The organism is Flavobacterium sp. 9 (genome assembly GCF_002754195.1).
Classification (GTDB): Bacteria; Bacteroidota; Bacteroidia; order Flavobacteriales; family Flavobacteriaceae; genus Flavobacterium.
The window spans coordinates 421,292-439,013 of sequence record NZ_PEEU01000001.1 but is presented as its reverse complement, the minus strand read 5'-3'; the positions used below and the strand labels follow the sequence as shown (position 1 = coordinate 439,013).

10 protein-coding genes are annotated in these 17,722 nt (G+C 35.5%); 9 read left to right on the top strand and 1 reads right to left on the bottom strand.

Annotated elements, in window-relative coordinates:
• Positions 1-626: 626 nt before the first annotated feature.
• The 8 genes from CLU81_RS01570 (at position 627) to CLU81_RS01535 (ending at position 16,277) form a co-directional block, all read left to right on the top strand.
• Complete coding sequence (locus tag CLU81_RS01570) at positions 627-2,024, top strand: hypothetical protein (RefSeq protein WP_099708222.1); 1,398 nt, start codon at positions 627-629, stop codon at positions 2,022-2,024.
• Positions 2,025-2,070: 46 nt separating this feature from the next.
• Positions 2,071-5,103, top strand: a complete 3,033-nt coding sequence (locus CLU81_RS01565; protein ID WP_099708221.1) for a TonB-dependent receptor — start codon at positions 2,071-2,073, stop codon at positions 5,101-5,103.
• Positions 5,104-5,114: 11 nt separating this feature from the next.
• Positions 5,115-6,716 (top strand): RagB/SusD family nutrient uptake outer membrane protein, encoded by a 1,602-nt coding sequence (locus CLU81_RS01560; RefSeq protein WP_099708220.1) that lies wholly within the window; start codon positions 5,115-5,117, stop codon positions 6,714-6,716.
• Between the two features lies 1 nt (position 6,717).
• Positions 6,718-8,355, top strand: coding sequence for a glycoside hydrolase (locus CLU81_RS01555; protein WP_099708219.1), 1,638 nt, complete (start codon positions 6,718-6,720; stop codon positions 8,353-8,355).
• A 126-nt stretch (positions 8,356-8,481) separates the two neighbouring features.
• Positions 8,482-10,068 carry a glycoside hydrolase gene (locus CLU81_RS01550; protein WP_099708218.1) on the top strand — a complete coding sequence of 529 codons (1,587 nt, stop codon included), beginning with the start codon at positions 8,482-8,484 and terminating at the stop codon, positions 10,066-10,068.
• Positions 10,069-10,215: 147 nt separating this feature from the next.
• The gene (locus CLU81_RS01545) at positions 10,216-12,636 is read left to right on the top strand and encodes a sugar-binding domain-containing protein (RefSeq protein ID WP_099708217.1); all 2,421 of its coding nucleotides are present in this window, start codon (positions 10,216-10,218) and stop codon (positions 12,634-12,636) included.
• A gap of 336 nt (positions 12,637-12,972) precedes the next feature.
• Complete coding sequence (locus CLU81_RS01540; protein ID WP_099708216.1) at positions 12,973-14,343, top strand: glycoside hydrolase family 27 protein; 1,371 nt, start codon at positions 12,973-12,975, stop codon at positions 14,341-14,343.
• Positions 14,343-16,277, top strand: coding sequence for a family 43 glycosylhydrolase (locus CLU81_RS01535; protein WP_099708215.1), 1,935 nt, complete (start codon positions 14,343-14,345; stop codon positions 16,275-16,277). Before CLU81_RS01540 ends, CLU81_RS01535 begins: the two co-directional genes overlap by 1 nt.
• 255 nt (positions 16,278-16,532) lie before the next feature.
• Here the strand turns inward: CLU81_RS01535 and CLU81_RS01530 are convergent, their stop codons facing one another.
• Positions 16,533-16,865 carry a YegP family protein gene (locus CLU81_RS01530; RefSeq protein WP_099708214.1) on the bottom strand — a complete coding sequence of 111 codons (333 nt, stop codon included), beginning with the start codon at positions 16,863-16,865 and terminating at the stop codon, positions 16,533-16,535.
• A gap of 262 nt (positions 16,866-17,127) precedes the next feature.
• Here CLU81_RS01530 and CLU81_RS01525 point away from each other — a divergent pair, with 262 nt between their 5' ends.
• Positions 17,128-17,634 (top strand): copper resistance protein NlpE, encoded by a 507-nt coding sequence (locus CLU81_RS01525; RefSeq protein WP_099708213.1) that lies wholly within the window; start codon positions 17,128-17,130, stop codon positions 17,632-17,634.
• Positions 17,635-17,722: the final 88 nt, after the last annotated feature.

The window sequence follows — 17,722 nt, the reverse complement described above, 5'->3', positions numbered from 1 at the left end:
TTTTCGAATCAATAATTAACAACTAACAATCAATAATTAATAAATCAGATAATTGCGTATTGTTTAAAAATTTGCAGTTATTTTTTTACACTCCGTAATTTTTAACCCAAAATAATAGTTAATTACAATTTTGACCTCCTTTTTTTTCCATTTTACCCCTCCTTAAAAGTTTAAACTCGACATTACTTTGCACTTATAGTAATATTTAAGTTGTATTACTGTGTATGTTATAAGTGTTTATTTTACGATAAGTTTTTTTATCTGTTTAAAGAATTGAGCCTTCTTTAAAATAAGATAGTAAGAGTTGGTTTTACGTGATTACTTATCAAACCCGCAGTAAAAAAGCTGCGGGTTTAAATAGATTTCAAAAGAATGTTTCAAACGAAAGGAATAATGAGAAAATGAGATAATTAGTCAAGTAGATAATTATTACTGATACTAAATATCTCGTTATCGAATTATAATAAAGAGAAAATTCGAAAATTATTAAATGGAGGTTAATTATCTCATTTTCTAATTATCAAATTAAAGAGAAAGTCAATGCGAAAATTATTAATCTGGCCAATTATCTAATAATCTCATTTTCTGATTATCAAACTAACTAACCTAACCTTAAAATTAAAGAAATGAAAAGAAATGTATTTTTATTTTTTCTTACCCTTTTTGGACTCCTTTTAACCGGATGCCAAAATAACGAATCAGATTTTCCAAGTTCTGATAATCCTACGGTGGTAGTGTCGACAAAAGAAATTTACGGCGCACCAAGTAGAAAATTTGAAATTAAAGCCGCTTTGGCTGATGATTTGGGATTAAAAAGTGTGCAAATTCAAATTCCCGAATTGTCTTTGGATAAAGTAATTTCATTTGCTACAGATCCTTTACTTAAATCGTATGATTTGAGTTATTTTTTTGAAATTCCTGCTAACAGAGGAACTTCTGAAGCATTCAAAATAAAACTAATCATTACAGATGTTTCCGGTAATGCAATCAATGAAGAAATTAATTTACGTTTAGACGGAGAATTTGCTGCACCGGCAATAACAATGATAACGCCAAAAGAAGGAGCAGTTATCTTATTGTCAACAAGCAAAGAAATGCCGGTAAACTTTGTAGTTAATGACGATTCAGGAATTGATTATATCGAGGTAAAATGTGCTGAATTAGGAATCGATGAAATGGTTCAGTTACAAGGAGCGCCACAATCTTATACTTTCAATAAAACGTATACATTGCCAGTGACCGCGGCAAATTATGTACTGACAATTACTGCGAGAGATAAATTTGCGATTCCAAACACAGGAACTTTAAATGTAAATATAGTTGCGACAAACGAATATCCTGCAATCTATTTATGCGATCAGCCAAAAGGAACCAATCTTACGACAGATGCAGTTGGAGTTCCGATGTATTTCCATGAGAAAAACGGACAGGATTTTGAATTTAAATATTATGCAGACAAAGACAATAAAGAAGTTTATTTCTTAGGTCAGGAATCAGATTTTGCCCCACATTGTTTTGGTTTGAACGAAGCAGGAACTTTAGTTGATGATGTTGCTTCAACACCAATTATTTTACCTACAAAAGGATATTATATCATAAAAGTAAATCCAAATACCTTGACATACACCGCTACAAAATATACGCCATCAAGCAAAGTTTGGGCAGATGTTGCAAACGGTTTATGGCATGATGATGAAGCGCAAAGAAGACCTTTTGTAAGTGTTTGCGGTGGCGGAATTCAAGGTGCAGATTGGGATACCTGGACGGCATGGGTTCAAACAGGATTACACTTGGCAAACAACCCAAATAACCCTTATCAATTAGTGGGAGAATATACTTTGACAGGACAAATGGAAGCAACTTTTACAGGTCAATGGTGGAGCCCGTCATGGAGATTAATTAAAAATGGTATTTGTACAATGTCACCGGGAGAAAACGGAAATGCTAAATATCCTGCTGCTCCGGGAGTGTACAAAGTATTGTTGGATACTGAGTTAGAAAGAGTATTTATCACAAAAAAATAAGTAGTTGTAACCCAGTTATAACATTTAATTAATAAAATAACTTGATATGAAATTTAAATATATAGGATTTTTTATTGCCCTGATGTGTACCGCAGTATCATTTGGACAAATAAAAATAAAAGGTACTGTTAAGGACAAAGGCAATGTGCCAATTCCGGGAGTTAATGTAATCGTAAAAGGTACAGCAACGACAGCCGCAACTGATTTTGACGGAAATTATGCAATTAGTGTTCCAAATAAAAACGCTCAAATCGAATTTTCATTTGTTGGTTTTACCAATCAAATCGTTCCTGTTGGCGACAAAACAGAGATCAATGTTGTTATGCAGGAATCTAGTCAGGCATTAGACGAAATCGTAGTTGTAGGATATGCAGCCGTTAAAAAGAGCGATGTAACCAGTTCAATTTCTTCAGTAAAAGGAAAAGAACTTCAAACAATGACAGTTGGTAACGTTGCCGAATCTTTGCAAGGTAAAGTTTCCGGAGTTCAGGTTACAGGACAAGGTGGTCCTGGCGCTCAGCCAAGAGTTTTAATCCGTGGTATTTCTACAGTAAACCTTAGTACAGATCCACTTTATGTAGTTGACGGAATCCCGATGGGAACAAGTATTAACTTCTTGAGCAATAACGAAATCGAATCTATGGAGGTTCTTAAAGATGCTTCTGCAAGTGCAATTTACGGTTCTCGTGCTTCTAATGGAGTTATTTTGATTACAACCAAAAAAGGAAAAGCCGGTAAAACAAGATTCAATTTTGATATGAGTTCAGGAATGCAATTGATGAACAATCCTTATCATATGGCTGATGCCGAAGGTTATGCCACAATCATGAATAAAGCGTACAACAATTCTGGATATGCTGATTATTTGCCAAATCCTTCTCAATACAAAGGAAAAACGACTAATTGGTGGGATGCAGGAATTAAAGCCGGCGCTCCCGTAACCAATGCTTCTTTAGGAGTTAGCGGAGGTTCTGATACACATACTTACTCTGTTAGTTTGAATTATTATAATTCTGAATCTATTTATGAAGTTGGAGGATGGGAAAGAGTTACGATGAGAATCAATAATGATTTTAAATTCTCGGATAAATTCAAAGCCGGAATTACGTTGAATCCTCGTTATGAAACGTACGGAGGACCTGGAAACTGGGCAGATTTTGAAAAAATTGATCCAATCACACCAATTTACAAACCAGCAGATCAATTAACAGGATTAGAAAACCAATACAGTATTTATGCACGTTCTCCATCGTATGTTTGGAATCCGGTTGCAGCCGTAAAACGTTATGATGATTATACAGATCAGTACAATTTAAATACAAATGGTTATTTACAATACGAACCAATCAAAGGATTAGTATTTCGTACACAAGCTTCTATCGAAGTTGGAGACAAAGTAAGAAGCAGATTTACACCTGATTTTGTAATTGATGCAGCCCACGAAAAAGCAGAGATCAATACAATCGAAAGATGGAATACAACAAATGTAGACTGGACATGGCAAAATACGGCTACATATTCTAAAACAATTGCAGACAAACACCACGCTTCTTTAATGATTGGTAACACCATGGAAGAGTACAATGGTAAAGATCTTTGGGGATATGGAGAAGGCGTTCCTAACAACAGCGATGCAATGAGAGAGTTGAATGCAGCAACCAAAAACCGTAATAGTGGTGGTAATAGCTGGTCAAGTTCTTTGATGTCTTACATTTCGCGTTTTTCTTATAACTACGACAGTAAATACTATTTTACAGGAACATTCAGACGTGATGGTTCTTCAAAATTCATGACCAATAATAAATGGGCAAATTTCCCTTCGGCTTCTGTTTCATGGAGAATTTTAAACGAAGGATTTATGTCATCGACAAAAGATGTTTTGAGCGATTTAAGATTCAGAGCAGGTTGGGGTAAAGTAGGAAATCAAGGTTTACCAACAGCAGTTTATCAATCAAATATCGGACAAGGATTTTACCCTATTGGTTCTGTTGTTACAGATACTTCTTTTCCGTCATCAATGGCAAACAAAGACATTAAATGGGAAACCGTTGAAGATATCAGTTTTGGACTTGATTTCGGATTATGGAAAAACAAACTTTCAGGATCATTAGAATATTATCAGAAGAAAACAGAAGATATGTTGTTCAAGAAACAATTTCCAACATACAGTGGATTTCCTAATTATTCAACAATATGGACAAACGTAGGTTCAATGCAATCAAGCGGAATCGATTTGTTGATTTCTTATAAAGATAAAAAAGGTGATTTCTCTTATGGAGCAGATGTAACTTTTACAACCGTAAACGTAAAAATGTTGTCACTTTCTGCAAATGGAGAAAGATTGTACGGAGCAGGAAACAGAACACTTACAGTAAAAGGCGAAGAACCGGGATATTTTTACGGATATGTTGCTGATGGATTATTCCAGAATCAAACAGAATTAAATGCACATACAGATGAACATGGAACCAAATTACAGCCATATGCACAATTAGGAGATATTCGTTTTAAAGATGTAAACGGCGATGTAAAACTGGATGATAAAGACAGAACAAAAATTGGTTCACCTTGGGCAGATTACAACATCGGATTGAATTTGAATTTTGCTTACAAACAATTTGATTTAGTTGCAAATTTCTACTCAAGCATTGGAAATGATATCGTTAATCAAAACATTTCAGATTTATACAATGGTACAAGTTTAACCAACAAAGTAAGCGGATTAGATCAAATGGCGTGGCATGGAGAAGGAACTTCAAACTATGTTCCGCGTTTGTCAAAAGACGATAACAACGAAAACTTCAGCAAATTCTCTTCTTTTTATGTAGAAGATGGTTCTTATGTTCGAATGAAAAACCTTCAGGTTGGATTTTCATTCTTTAATAAATTTGGTTTAGACAAATTGAGAATCTCATTATCAGGTCAGAATTTATGGACCTGGACAAAATACACAGGAGTTGATCCGGAAGTTGCAGGAGGAGATCCTAATCAAGATGATGGAGTTAAAGGATCAGGTTTTGGAGGATGGAACTATCCCGTTCAACCAACAATTTTGATGGGTCTTAATGTAGCATTTTAATAAAAAACGACATGAAAAAAATAATAATAGCAATAATAACTTTTTCATTACTGGCAGTTTCCTGCAGTGATTTTATTGAAAAAGAAGAAAGAGGAAAGCAAACCCTTGAAAACTACTTTCAAACTGCACAAGAATGTGAGAATTACGTTAATGAATTGACACGTAGATTGCTGATTCCTAATGATTGGTATGCATTAGTAGCGCCAAGAGTTACCAACGAAATGTCTACAGACGATGCCTGGATGGGGAATACAGGACAGGATAATTCGGCACACAGACCTTGCTCGCAATATATTATTACGCCTGATAATATGGGAGACATGAACAGTATTTATACAGCTCATTATTACACCATACAATCTGCTAATATTGGTTTAGAGAAAATGGCTGCATCGCCAATATCTGAAACTCAAAAAAATCAATATATGGGAGAATCATTATTCGTTCGTGCCTATTGTTACTATGAATTAGTGAATCTTTTTGGAGGAGTTCCGTTATACACAAAATCTCTGGGAACAGCCGATTTAAAATTACAACGTAGTTCAGCTGCCGATGTTTATGCACAAATCGAAGCCGATCTTAAAGAATCAGCTCAAAAATTAGAAACAATTCCGGTAAACAGACAGGGAAGAGTGAACAAATGGGCAGCATATGCTTTATTGGCTCGTGTATCTTTGTTTCAGGAAAAATGGGCAGAAGCAAAACAATATTCAAACAAAGTAATTTCAGAAGGACCATATTCTCTTGAAGGCGATTTCCTAAACATCTGGAATGTAAACAACCACAACGGAGTTGAATCAATTCTTGAAGCACAATCATCATCAGTTCAGGACAAAAGTTTAGGATCAATGCTACCAACATTATCTGGAGCAAGAGGAGAAGACAAAAAATATTTTCCAAGTAATGACGCTGTAGATGTTCTTGACGGTTGGGGATGGTGTATGCCAACCAGTGATTTAGAAAACGCTTATCTTTCTGAAAATGATGTAATTCGTCGCAGAAGTACCATTACAAAATGGGGAGAAGCAGCTTATGGAGACGAAGTTTTAAACCCAACACACAAATTCAGTTTAAACGATAATAAATCAGGACGTATTTGCCGTAAATACTATATTCCCGTAGCAACACGTCGCGCATTAGATAAAAAAGACGGACACTTACCATTGAATATTCCGTTGATTCGTTTGGCAGAAATGTATTTGACAAGAGCAGAAGCAAGTTATCATGTTGGCGGAGACGCATTAGCAGATATCAACATCATTAGAGCACGTGTAAAATTAGATCCAAAAACAGGATTGGCAGGACCAACACTTCTAAAACAAATCTATAAAGAACGTCGTTTAGAATTGGCTTTCGAAGGATTACGTTTATATGATATTCGTCGTGAAAAAGATCCAACTACAGGAAGACCGGTAATCGAAGGTTTAATGGGACCAAGCGGAACTTTTGTTCAGTACAATCTGAACTCTACAGATTCTTATGAAACTACTAATTTAAGAGAATCACAAGACAAAGGAATCAATTTTAATCCTGCGAAAAACTTATTGTGGCCAATACCACAATTAGAAATTGATTTAAGTGGAGGTTTAATTACACAAAATCCTGGTTACTAATATGAAGTTTATCAACCAAAATAAAGTAAGTCTGCTATGTGCAGGCTTACTTTTCGCAAACACTATTTTAGTAAGTTGCGATTCCGAAAACAATAACAATTCAAACACCGAAAATGCTACAGCCGAATTAAGTATCAATTTGGATGCAAATCTTCAAACCATGGAAAGCTTCGGAGCTTCTGATGCGTGGCAATGTAATTTTATAGGAAGAAATTGGCCATCGGATAAAAAGAATAAAATAGCCGATTTACTTTTCAGTAAAGAACTTGATGCAGACGGAAACCCAAAAGGAATCGGATTATCATTATGGCGTTTTAACTTGGGAACAGGAAGCGCAGAACAAGGCGATGCAAGCGATATTGGCGACGAATGGAGACGTACAGAATGTTTTACAACAGATGGAGTTTCGTACAATATGAACAAACAAGCCGGTCAGGTTTGGTTTATGAAAGCCGCCAGAGAACGTGGTCTTGAAAAATTATTAGCCTTCACAAATAGTGCTCCGGTTTACTTAACGCAAAACGGAAAAGCGCACGCAACCATCAAAGAATTTTATAATTTGAAAGATGGAAAAATGTCTGAATTAGCTGATTTCTGGACAACATCTTTAGACAAATTAAAAACAGAACAAGGATTAACAATCGATTATGTAAGCCCGTTCAACGAACCACAATACGAGTGGGATGGAACTGCACAAGAAGGTTCGCCGGCTACAAACGCTAATATTTACAGTTTTGTAAAGGTTCTTTCTCCAGCATTACAAGCAAAAGGATTAGAGTCTAAAATTGTAGTAGGAGAAGGCGGTTCTTATGAACCACTTTATAAAACAATCTCAGGTAAAGAAAGCAGATCCAACCAAATCGATTATTTCTTTGGCGTAAATTCAGCTAGAAATATTGCAGGATTAAGCAACGTCAAAAAAACAATTTCAGCACACAGTTATTGGCAAGCTTGGCCTTTGACCGAGTTGGTTTATTCAAGACAATCAGCTGCAACAAGAGCACAAGCAGTAGCAGGATTAAGTTTATGGTCATCAGAATATTGTGTTTTAGAAAGTCCTGGAACCGCAGAACTTCCTGGTGGAGCAGGTCCGGGAAGAGATTTAGGAATGCCGTTGGCACTTTGGACAGCACGTATTATCAGTACAGATATTGCAGTTGGAGGCGTAACGTCTTGGCAATGGTGGACCGCAATTAGCCGCGGAGATTACAAAGACGGATTAATTCACGTAGACGATGGTTCAAGCAACGGCGCCGGAAATGCAGATTATTGCAAAAACGACGGATATATCAGAGATGCCAAAACACTTTGGGCATTAGGAAACTTCTCTTTCTTCGTAAAACCGGGAATGGTCAGAGTTCAAATTCCAAGTGTCGATAATTCCACTTCCGTGAATGATGTAATGGTAACCGCATACAAAGATGCAGCAACAAAAAAGCTAGTAGTTGTAGCGGTTAACATTAGCAAATCGGCAAAAACATACAAACTGAATCTTTCAGGAGGAACTTTAGCAGATAATAAATTAACTCCTTATACGACTTCAGAAACCCTGAGTTTGAAAAAAGGAACCGCAGTCGATGCAACGAATTTTGTAATTCCGGCGAAGTCTGTAGTGACTTATGTAGGAACTTATAAGTAAGAGTAAAAAATTAACCGCAAGGTACGCAAAGAAAGACCGCAAAAATTCGCAAAGCTAGGAATAAACTTTGCGAACCTTGCGAAAACTTAGCGTCTTTGCGGTTAAAAAAACAAAAAGAATAAAACAATGAGAAAAATATATATCTCGCTTTTATTGGTCATGAGTTCGCTGTCATTTGCACAGCGAACCATCACCATTAGCACAGATAATGTAGTGCAGACCATGGACGGTTTTGGAGGTTCTGATGCATGGAGATGTCAGTTTGTTGGAAAAAATTGGCCTGACCAAAAAAAGAATGCCATTGCCGATTTACTTTTTAGTAAAGAAATAGATACACAAGGAAACCCAAAAGGAATCGGATTATCGATCTGGAGATTTAATCTTGGAGCAGGAAGTACAGAACAAGGCGAAAACAGTAGAGTTTCGGACGAGTGGAGAAGAAGCGAATCTTTTTTGCAAGCCAACGGAACTTATGATTTCTCTAAACAAGAAGGTCAAAGATGGTTTTTGCAAGCCGCTAAAAAACGTGGTGTCGAGAAATTCCTGATTTTCACAAATAGTCCACCAGTTTATATGACAAACAACGGATTGTCTTTTGCAACTCAAAAGAATAAACTGAATCTAAAAGATGGTGCAATTCCAAAATTTGCCGATTTCTTAGTTCAAAGTATTCAGGGATTAGAGAAAAAAGAAGGAATCAAATTCGATTATGTAAGTCCAATAAACGAACCACAATGGGAATGGATGCCAAATAACGAAGGCAAAAACAGTCAGGAAGGAACGCCGGGAACCAATCAGGAAATTTATGATTTGACCAAATCACTTTCGGAAAAACTCAAAGCAAATAAAATGAGTACTGAAATCGTAATTGCCGAAGCCGGACAAATCAATTATTTATATGAAAATGTAAATGCCGAAAACAGAGACAATCAGATTGAGTATTTCTTTGGAAAAACAAAAACAAACATTTCGAAATTCTCCAATGCAAAAAATGTGATTTTAGGACACAGTTATTTTACAACTTGGCCAGTTGAGAAACAAGTTTTAAGCCGAAAACTAATCGCGGCAAACATCAGACAAAATCCGGGATTGAAATATTGGCAATCAGAATATTGCATTTTAGAAAATCCGGGAGAAGCAGAAATTCCTGGAGGTTCAGGCGGAGGCAGAGATTTAGGAATGCAAACAGCCTTATTCGTAGCACGTTTAATTCACAATGATATTGCAGTTGCAAACGCCGCTTCATGGCAATGGTGGACGTCGATAACAAGAGTTGATTATAAAGATGGTTTAATCTACCTCGATGACGGAAAAAGCAACGGAGGAACGGCACCGGATTATGTGAGAAACGATGGAGAATTTCATGAATCAAAACTACTTTGGGCTTTAGGAAATTATTCTTTATTCGTACGTCCCGGAATGTTGAGAATCGATGTTCCAAATCAAAACGAAATCGACGCTGCAAACGACGTAATGTTAACTGCTTATAAAGATGTACAGAACAAAAAACTAATTGTAGTTGCGGTAAATTGCGGAAAATCTTCCCAGAAATACAAATTCAATCTTTCAAAAGGAGCCGTAAAAAACAACGAAGTAACGCCTTATGTAACTTCTGAAAATACAAATCTAAAAAGAACAGAAATTCAAAAAATCGATAATCTGGAAATTCCTGCAAAGTCAGTTGTGACGTTTGTTGGAGAATTAGAATATTAAAAAGTTTCAAGTTTCAGGTTTCAAGTTCTTTGCGATAACTTGAAACCTGAAACCTGAAACTTGAAACTTGAAACAAAATAAACAAAAATTAAGTATTAAAAAAGCTCAGAACCTCAGTATCTCAGCACCTTAGAACCTTTAAAAAAAATGTTTACAAAAAAGATCTTACTACCCGTATTTCTCTTTTCGTGTTTGTCTGCATTCAGTCAGATATCGTTTGGAGATTCCAAAAAAATCAATGACAACTGGAAATTTAATTTGCAAGATACTCCGGATGCACAAAAAGCAATTTACGACGACAGTAAATGGCAAGCCGTAAATGTGCCGCACGATTGGAGCGTAAAAGGACAATTGAGCCCAACATTAGCAAGTTGCACAGGTTTCTTGCCGAGCGGAATTGGCTGGTATCGAAAATCAATTAATATTCCGCAAAATAAAACGGGCGAAAAAGTCTATTTATACTTCGAAGGCGTTTACAACAGAAGCGAAGTTTTCCTTAACGGACATTCCTTAGGAAAACGTCCAAACGGTTATATTTCATTTGCTTATGATGCAACTCCTTATATAAAATACGGCCAGGAAAATATCATTTCAGTTCGCGTAGATCACAGTCAAAGCGCTGATTCAAGATGGTACACAGGTTCAGGAATTTATAGAAATGTTTGGTTAGTTTATTCAAATCCGGTTCATATTGCACAATGGGGAGTTTACGCATATCCCGAAGTAAAAAATGGAACAGGAACTTTAAATGTTGAGGTTGATGTTGAAAACAATTCAGCAGCAAAATCTAGTGTAACCGTAATAAATGAATTGATTTCTAAAAACGGAAAATCTGTTGGAAAATCATCTTCTAAAGTTGAAATTGCAGCAAACAAAAACGAAAAAATTTCGACTAAAATAAATGTAAAAAATCCTCAATTGTGGGATTTAGAAAATCCTAATTTGTATCAGCTTAAAACAACCGTTTTAAAAGATGGAAAACAAATAGATGAAACAACAACAAAAACAGGTTTTAGAACTTTTACTTTCGATGCAAATAACGGTTTTGCATTAAATGGAAAATGGATGAAAATGAAAGGAGTTTGTTTACATCATGACGCAGGAGTTTTAGGTTCAGCAGTTCCAAGAGAAGTTTGGGAAACAAGATTAAAAACATTGAAAGAAATTGGCGTAAATGCAATTCGTACAAGTCATAATCCGCAAGCGCCTGTTTTTTATGAACTATGTGATGAGTTAGGATTATTAGTTTTAAACGAAGCTTATGACGAATGGGAATTTCCAAAACGTAAATGGTTAGAAGGTTGGAATTACGGAACTCCGGGATTCGAAGGTTCATTTGATATTTTTGCCGATTATGGAGAAAAAGACCTTGAAGACTTCGTTCGTCGTGATAGAAACCATCTTTCGGTATTTGCGTGGAGCATTGGTAATGAAGTAGATTATCCAAACGATCCGTATTCTCACCCAGTTTTAGACAAAGGAAAAGACGGTTTTGGACAAGCAGCTTATGGCGGTTACAAAAAAGATGCACCAGATGCAATGCGTCTTGGCGTAATTGCAAAACGTCTGGTTGCAGCAGTTAAAAAATACGATAAATCTCGTCCAACAACAGCAGGATTAGCCGGTGTTGCAATGTCTAACGAAACAGAATATCCGGGCGCATTAGACATTACAGGATACAATTATACAGAAAGCAAATACCAATCAGATCACGAAAAATATCCAAACAGAGTCATTTTCGGAAGTGAGAATGTTCACGACATGGAACCTTGGTTAGCGGTAAAAAACAACAAACATATTTTTGGACAATTCTTATGGACAGGAATCGATTATTTAGGAGAATCAGGAAGATGGCCGTCAAGAGGATTTTACTCAGGATTAGTTGATTTTGCAGGAGTAATCAAGCCAAGAGGATATTTCCGCCAATCACTTTGGTCAGATAAACCAATGGCTTACGTGGGAACTTATCCGTTAAAAGATGTAAAAGATGTTTCTAAAGATGCATGGGCAATCTGGAATTACACTCAAGGTGAAATGATTCGTGTTGTGTGTTACACAAATGCTGCAAAAGCACGCTTAGAATTAAACGGAAAAGTAGTTGGAGAAGCAAAAACTTACGACGAAAAAACCGGAATTATTTATTGGGATATTCCGTTTGCATCGGGAAAATTAGAAGCAATTGGTTTAGATAAAAACGACAAAGAAGTTAGCAGATACGCGATTAATTCTACACAACAACCAGTTGAATTGACAATTGCTGATAAAAATATTACCATTACAAAAGATAAAGGCGTTGCCAAAATAATGGTTCAGGTTAAAGATCAAAATGGTTTACCGGTAATGCTTTCAGACAATGAAGTTACTTGTACAATTAGCGGACCTGGAATTTTATTAGGTCTTGAAGCAGGAAATAATAGCGACATGACAGATTATACAGATAATGTTCAAAGAGTTTATCACGGTCATATTGCCGCTTATATTCAATCAACCGGAGAAGCGCAACCTATAAAAGTGACATTTACAAGTCAATGGTTAAAACCAGTTGAGGTTACTGTTAATGTGAAGTAAGCATTTAAAAATAGTCCCAGTGGGACGATATATTTATAGAAAATTAAAACGGGTATGAAAAGAACCCCATTGGGGTAAAATATTATATGACGAAATAACAATAACGATGTCGCTTCGCTGAAGCTTGTTTTCGCCAACAATTTTAATTTTCTATAAATATGCTGCTCCGCTGGAGCTTTAAAAAAAGATAAACAGATTGAAGTAGTCAACAAAGATCCGACAGATTTTTAATCCGGAGGCTTGGGAACTGTCGGATCTAATTTTAAATTAGAATACAGATATTAAAAAAAGTTTATTATATTTAAAGTGTAACAACAACACTTATTTGGAATTATCATGAAAATAAAAAATAGAATAGCCTTAATACTTGGAGTTGTTTTAGCATCAATTTCTTTAAATGCGCAGACAAAAACATTCGCAAAAGACAAGTTCAAACAATGGGCACAAACGCCGCCAATGGGTTGGAATAGTTGGGATTGTTACGGTTCGACAGTAGAAGAACACGAAGTAAAAGCCAACGCCGATTATATGGTTAAAAACCTGAAAAAATTTGGTTGGGAATATATAGTTGTAGACATCAGATGGTTTGTAGAAAATGACAAAGCAGGCGGATACAATCAAACAGATCCTAGATATGTAATCGATCAATACGGAAGATATCAGCCAGCCGTAAACCGTTTTCCATCGGCGAAAGACGGACAAGGATTTAAGCCTTTAGCAGATTATATTCATAAAAAAGGATTGAAATTTGGAATTCATATCATGCGTGGAATTCCTAAAAAAGCCGTTGAAGATAAATTGCCTATTAAAGGCGCAAACGGAATCACTGCCGATCAAATTTATACAACTGCTTTACAATGCGAATGGTTAAAAGACAATTATACTATTCTTGCAGACAAACCCGGAGCACAGGAATATTACGATTCATTGTTTGAACTTTATGCACAATGGGGCGTAGATTTCATTAAAATCGATGATTTATCAAGACCTTATCACGAAGGAGAAATAAACTTAATCAGAAATGCAATCGACAAATGCGGAAGTAAAATTGTATTGAGTACTTCGCCTGGAGAAACGCCTATTACTGCGGCTTCACACGTAAAAGAACATGCTAATATGTGGAGAATGGTAGACGATGTTTGGGACACTTGGCCACACATTACACATTTGATGGAAGTAAGCCAGAAATGGTATCTATACATTGCGCCTGGAACTTGGCCAGACTGCGATATGATTCCGCTTGGACGAATTTCTTTAAGAGGAGAACGTGGCGAAGACCGAATGACTCGTTTGACAAAAGACGAACAATATACGTTGATTACCTTCTTCAATATCTTTAAATCGCCGTTGTTTTTTGGAGGGGATTTACCAAGTAATGACGCTTTTACCTTGTCATTATTAACCAATAAAGATGTCGTGAAAATGCACAATGAAAGTACGGACATAAAACAACTTTTCCAGAAAGATGGAAAAATTGCTGTAACCTCAAAAAATCCTAAAGACGGAAGCGTTTATTTGGCATTGTTTAATATCTCAGATAATACTTCTGAGAAAATAGCTGTAAATCTTTCAGATCTTGGAATTTCAGGTTCTGCCGAAGTTTTAAATCTTTGGACAGGAGAAAAAACAAAAGTTTCTGCCAAAGAAATTTCTGCCGATTTAAAGCCGCACAGTTCCATTTTATATCAATTAAAAAGCAAAAAATAATGAAGAGATTACAATTTTGGCTTGTATCGTTTTTAGCGTTTTTTAATTTTTTACAAGCCCAAAATAACACAAAAGGAATTCCGCCAGTCATTGCTGAGAAAGATTTGACAGCCTATTTGTTCGTTTATTTCACCGGAAATAATGTCGAAGAAGAAGCCGTAAGATATGCCATCAGCGCAGACGGTTATCACTATTACAATCTGAACAATAATCAGCCTGTTATTGATAGTAAAACGATTAGTTCAACTGGAGGCGTTCGCGATCCGCATATTTTGCGTGGCGACGATGGCAAAACATTTTATATGGTTTTAACCGATATGACATCTTCAAAAGGATGGGATAGTAATCGCGCAATGATTTTATTAAAAAGCACAGATCTTGTAAAATGGGAGAGTAGCGTCGTGAATATTCAAACCGCTTTTTCAGGAAATGAAAACCTGAAACGTGTTTGGGCGCCACAAACAATTTACGATGCAAAAGCAGGTAAATATATGATTTACTTTAGTATGCAATATGCCGGAGGTCCTGATAAAATTTATTACGCTTATGCGAATAAAGATTTCACTGCTCTGGAAAGTGCTCCAAAATTATTATTTGTGCCAAAATCAGAAAGAGCTTGCATCGACGGAGATATTATCGAAAAAGACGGAGTTTACCATCTTTTCTATAAAACAGAAACTGAAAAAGCAGGAATTAAAGTCGCAACAACAACTGATTTAACATCAGGAAAATGGATTGAAAACGACAATTATCTGCAACAAACAAATGATGGAGTTGAAGGTTCCAGCGTTTTCAAACTAAACAATTCCGATGAATATATTTTGATGTATGATATTTACACCAAAGGAAAATATCAGTTTACAAAAACGAAAGATTTAGAAAATTTCACCGTAATTGATAACGATATTTCCATGGATTTTAACCCGCGTCATGGGACAATTTTACCCATAACACGTTCTGAATTAAAAAGATTGATTGCCAAATGGGGATTGCCGGCACAATATCCACAATTAAAGAATAATCCGGTTTTAGAAGGATATTATGCAGATCCCGAAATTTTATATTCAAACAAAACCAATAAATATTATATCTATCCAACAAGTGATGGATTTGACGGCTGGTCAGGAAATTATTTCAAGACTTTTTCATCAGATAATCTAATAGATTGGAAAGACGAAGGAATTATTGTAGACCTTAGAAAAGATGTAAAATGGGCAAACAGAAATGCCTGGGCGCCATGTATTGTAGAGAAAAAAATAGGTGGAAAGTATCAGTATTTCTATTATTTCACAGCAGCGCAAAAAGTTGGAGTTGCATCGTCAGATAATCCAACCGGACCTTTTAAAGACAGCGGAAAAGCTTTGATAAACAAAAGACCAGAAGGTATAAAAGATGGTCAGGAAATCGATCCAGATGTTTTTACAGATCCAAAATCCGGAAAAAGTTATTTGTATTGGGGAAATGGTTATATGGCTGTAGCTGAATTAAAAGCCAATATGACTTCTATTAAAAAAGGAAGCGTAAAAGTAATTAAAGTCGACAATACCTTTAGAGAAGGAACTTACGTTATTTACAGAAACGATACATACTACTTTTTTTGGAGCGAAGACGATACCAGAAGTCCAAATTACAAAGTAAGATATGGAATTTCGAAATCACCACTTGGACTAATCGAAATTCCGGAAAACAATATCGTAATACAAGGAAATCCCAATCAGGGAATTTATGCAACAGGACATAACTCCGTATTGCAAATTCCAAACAAAGACGAATGGTACATTGCATATCACCGATTTTCATACCCAACCGGAATAAAAATGGGCGATGCAGGAGGTTTCCACAGAGAAGTTTGTATTGATAAACTAGAGTTTAATCCCGATGGAACCATAAAACAAATAATTCCAACGCATGCTGGAGTTAATGCAATTAAGTAATGTGACTTCCCTTTGTGCCGTTAGGTACAAGATATTGGTAGTAATTAATAGGATCAAAATTCGTTGGCGTGCCGTAGGTACGCAACAAAACGTTAATCATTGCGTACCTACGGCATGCCAACGCCTCCCAATTCATGTTTTTTACCAATATTTAGTGCCTAGCGGTACATTTTGAACTCTTGATTCATATCTTGGTAAACAAAAAAAGCGAGGTTTATTGCCTCGCTTTTTAATTAATATATAAAATATTAAAATTTATGCTGTCTGATCATCTGTAGTTGCTTCTGGCGCATTTGTTTTTACCGATTCAATTCCGTTTTCTCTTGCGGCAGTACTTTCATACATTTCGCTGGCACCAATAATTTGACCGTTAGTAGCCTTTAGATTAAAATACGGTTTACCATTAGAAGATTCTTTTCTGTCAAATTTATTGTCATCTGCTGAGTTTGTTTTCACAGATTCAATACCGTTAAGACACGCTGCTTTTGTAGTATACCCTTCGCTGGTTAAAATTGTTTGCCCGTTTCCTGCTTTTAAATTAAATTGAAATTCGCCGTTAGTTCTTTTAGTAATCACAAATTTTCCCATATAGTTTTTTATTTAAGTTAGGCATTAAATTATTTTGCTATTGATAAAAATACAAAACTTCATCATACAAATTATAATTCAGTAAAAATAAAATTGTAAGAATATTAAAAGGCAATAAAACTATTTTTCAGGAGTTTCAATAAGAAAGAAAAATGCCTTAATTCAATTTTTAAATTCTAGGTTTTCTAATTTTTTTCATTGGAAAAACTAGAATAATATAGGTATATTCTGTATATTTAGCTCATTCTAAAAAAATATAATTATGAAAAAATTAATGGTAATGTTAGTTATTTCAGGTCTTATAATGTCTTGTAATAATAAGAAAAGCGAAAACAAAATTACTACACCTATCGATACTACATCTTCAATTGTTGAAGAAACAAGAAGCATAGTTCCGGAAAGTGAAAGTCTGGGCGAAGCAAAAATATACGAAGGTGTATTGCCTTGCGCAGATTGCAGCGGAATTCAAACGGTCTTAAAAATCTATCAGGGAGATGGCACTATGGAAAGTCATAAGTTTGAATTGACAAGCACCTATCAAGGAAAAGAACCTGGAAATGTCTTCGTGCAAAAAGGAAATTTCAACACCGAAAAAGGAGTAGGAAAAGATCAAAACGGAACAATTTACGTCCTTAATTATGACAAACCAGAGGGAGAACAAATATTCTACGGCTTGACTTCAGCAGAACCGAATAAAATTTTCCTGCTAGACAAGGAACGCCAAATAATCAAATCAAAATTAAATTATACACTAACTCTGAAAAATTAGATAATGAGATAATGTGTCAATTAGATAATTTGATAATTAGAAAATAGTTAAATTTTAAATCTCTAATAAAACTTAAGATCTAAATTAC

What these genes read in the sequence shown, in the direction of transcription:
- CLU81_RS01570 (WP_099708222.1), top strand. Translation starts at nt 627, where the DNA reads ATGAAAAGAAATGTATTTTTATTTTTTCTTACCCTTTTTGGACTCCTT.
- CLU81_RS01565 (WP_099708221.1), top strand. Translation starts at nt 2,071, where the DNA reads ATGAAATTTAAATATATAGGATTTTTTATTGCCCTGATGTGTACCGCA.
- CLU81_RS01560 (WP_099708220.1), top strand. Translation starts at nt 5,115, where the DNA reads ATGAAAAAAATAATAATAGCAATAATAACTTTTTCATTACTGGCAGTT.
- CLU81_RS01555 (WP_099708219.1), top strand. Translation starts at nt 6,718, where the DNA reads ATGAAGTTTATCAACCAAAATAAAGTAAGTCTGCTATGTGCAGGCTTA.
- CLU81_RS01550 (WP_099708218.1), top strand. Translation starts at nt 8,482, where the DNA reads ATGAGAAAAATATATATCTCGCTTTTATTGGTCATGAGTTCGCTGTCA.
- CLU81_RS01545 (WP_099708217.1), top strand. Translation starts at nt 10,216, where the DNA reads ATGTTTACAAAAAAGATCTTACTACCCGTATTTCTCTTTTCGTGTTTG.
- CLU81_RS01540 (WP_099708216.1), top strand. Translation starts at nt 12,973, where the DNA reads ATGAAAATAAAAAATAGAATAGCCTTAATACTTGGAGTTGTTTTAGCA.
- CLU81_RS01535 (WP_099708215.1), top strand. Translation starts at nt 14,343, where the DNA reads ATGAAGAGATTACAATTTTGGCTTGTATCGTTTTTAGCGTTTTTTAAT.
- CLU81_RS01530 (WP_099708214.1), bottom strand. Translation starts at nt 16,865, where the DNA reads ATGGGAAAATTTGTGATTACTAAAAGAACTAACGGCGAATTTCAATTT.
- CLU81_RS01525 (WP_099708213.1), top strand. Translation starts at nt 17,128, where the DNA reads ATGAAAAAATTAATGGTAATGTTAGTTATTTCAGGTCTTATAATGTCT.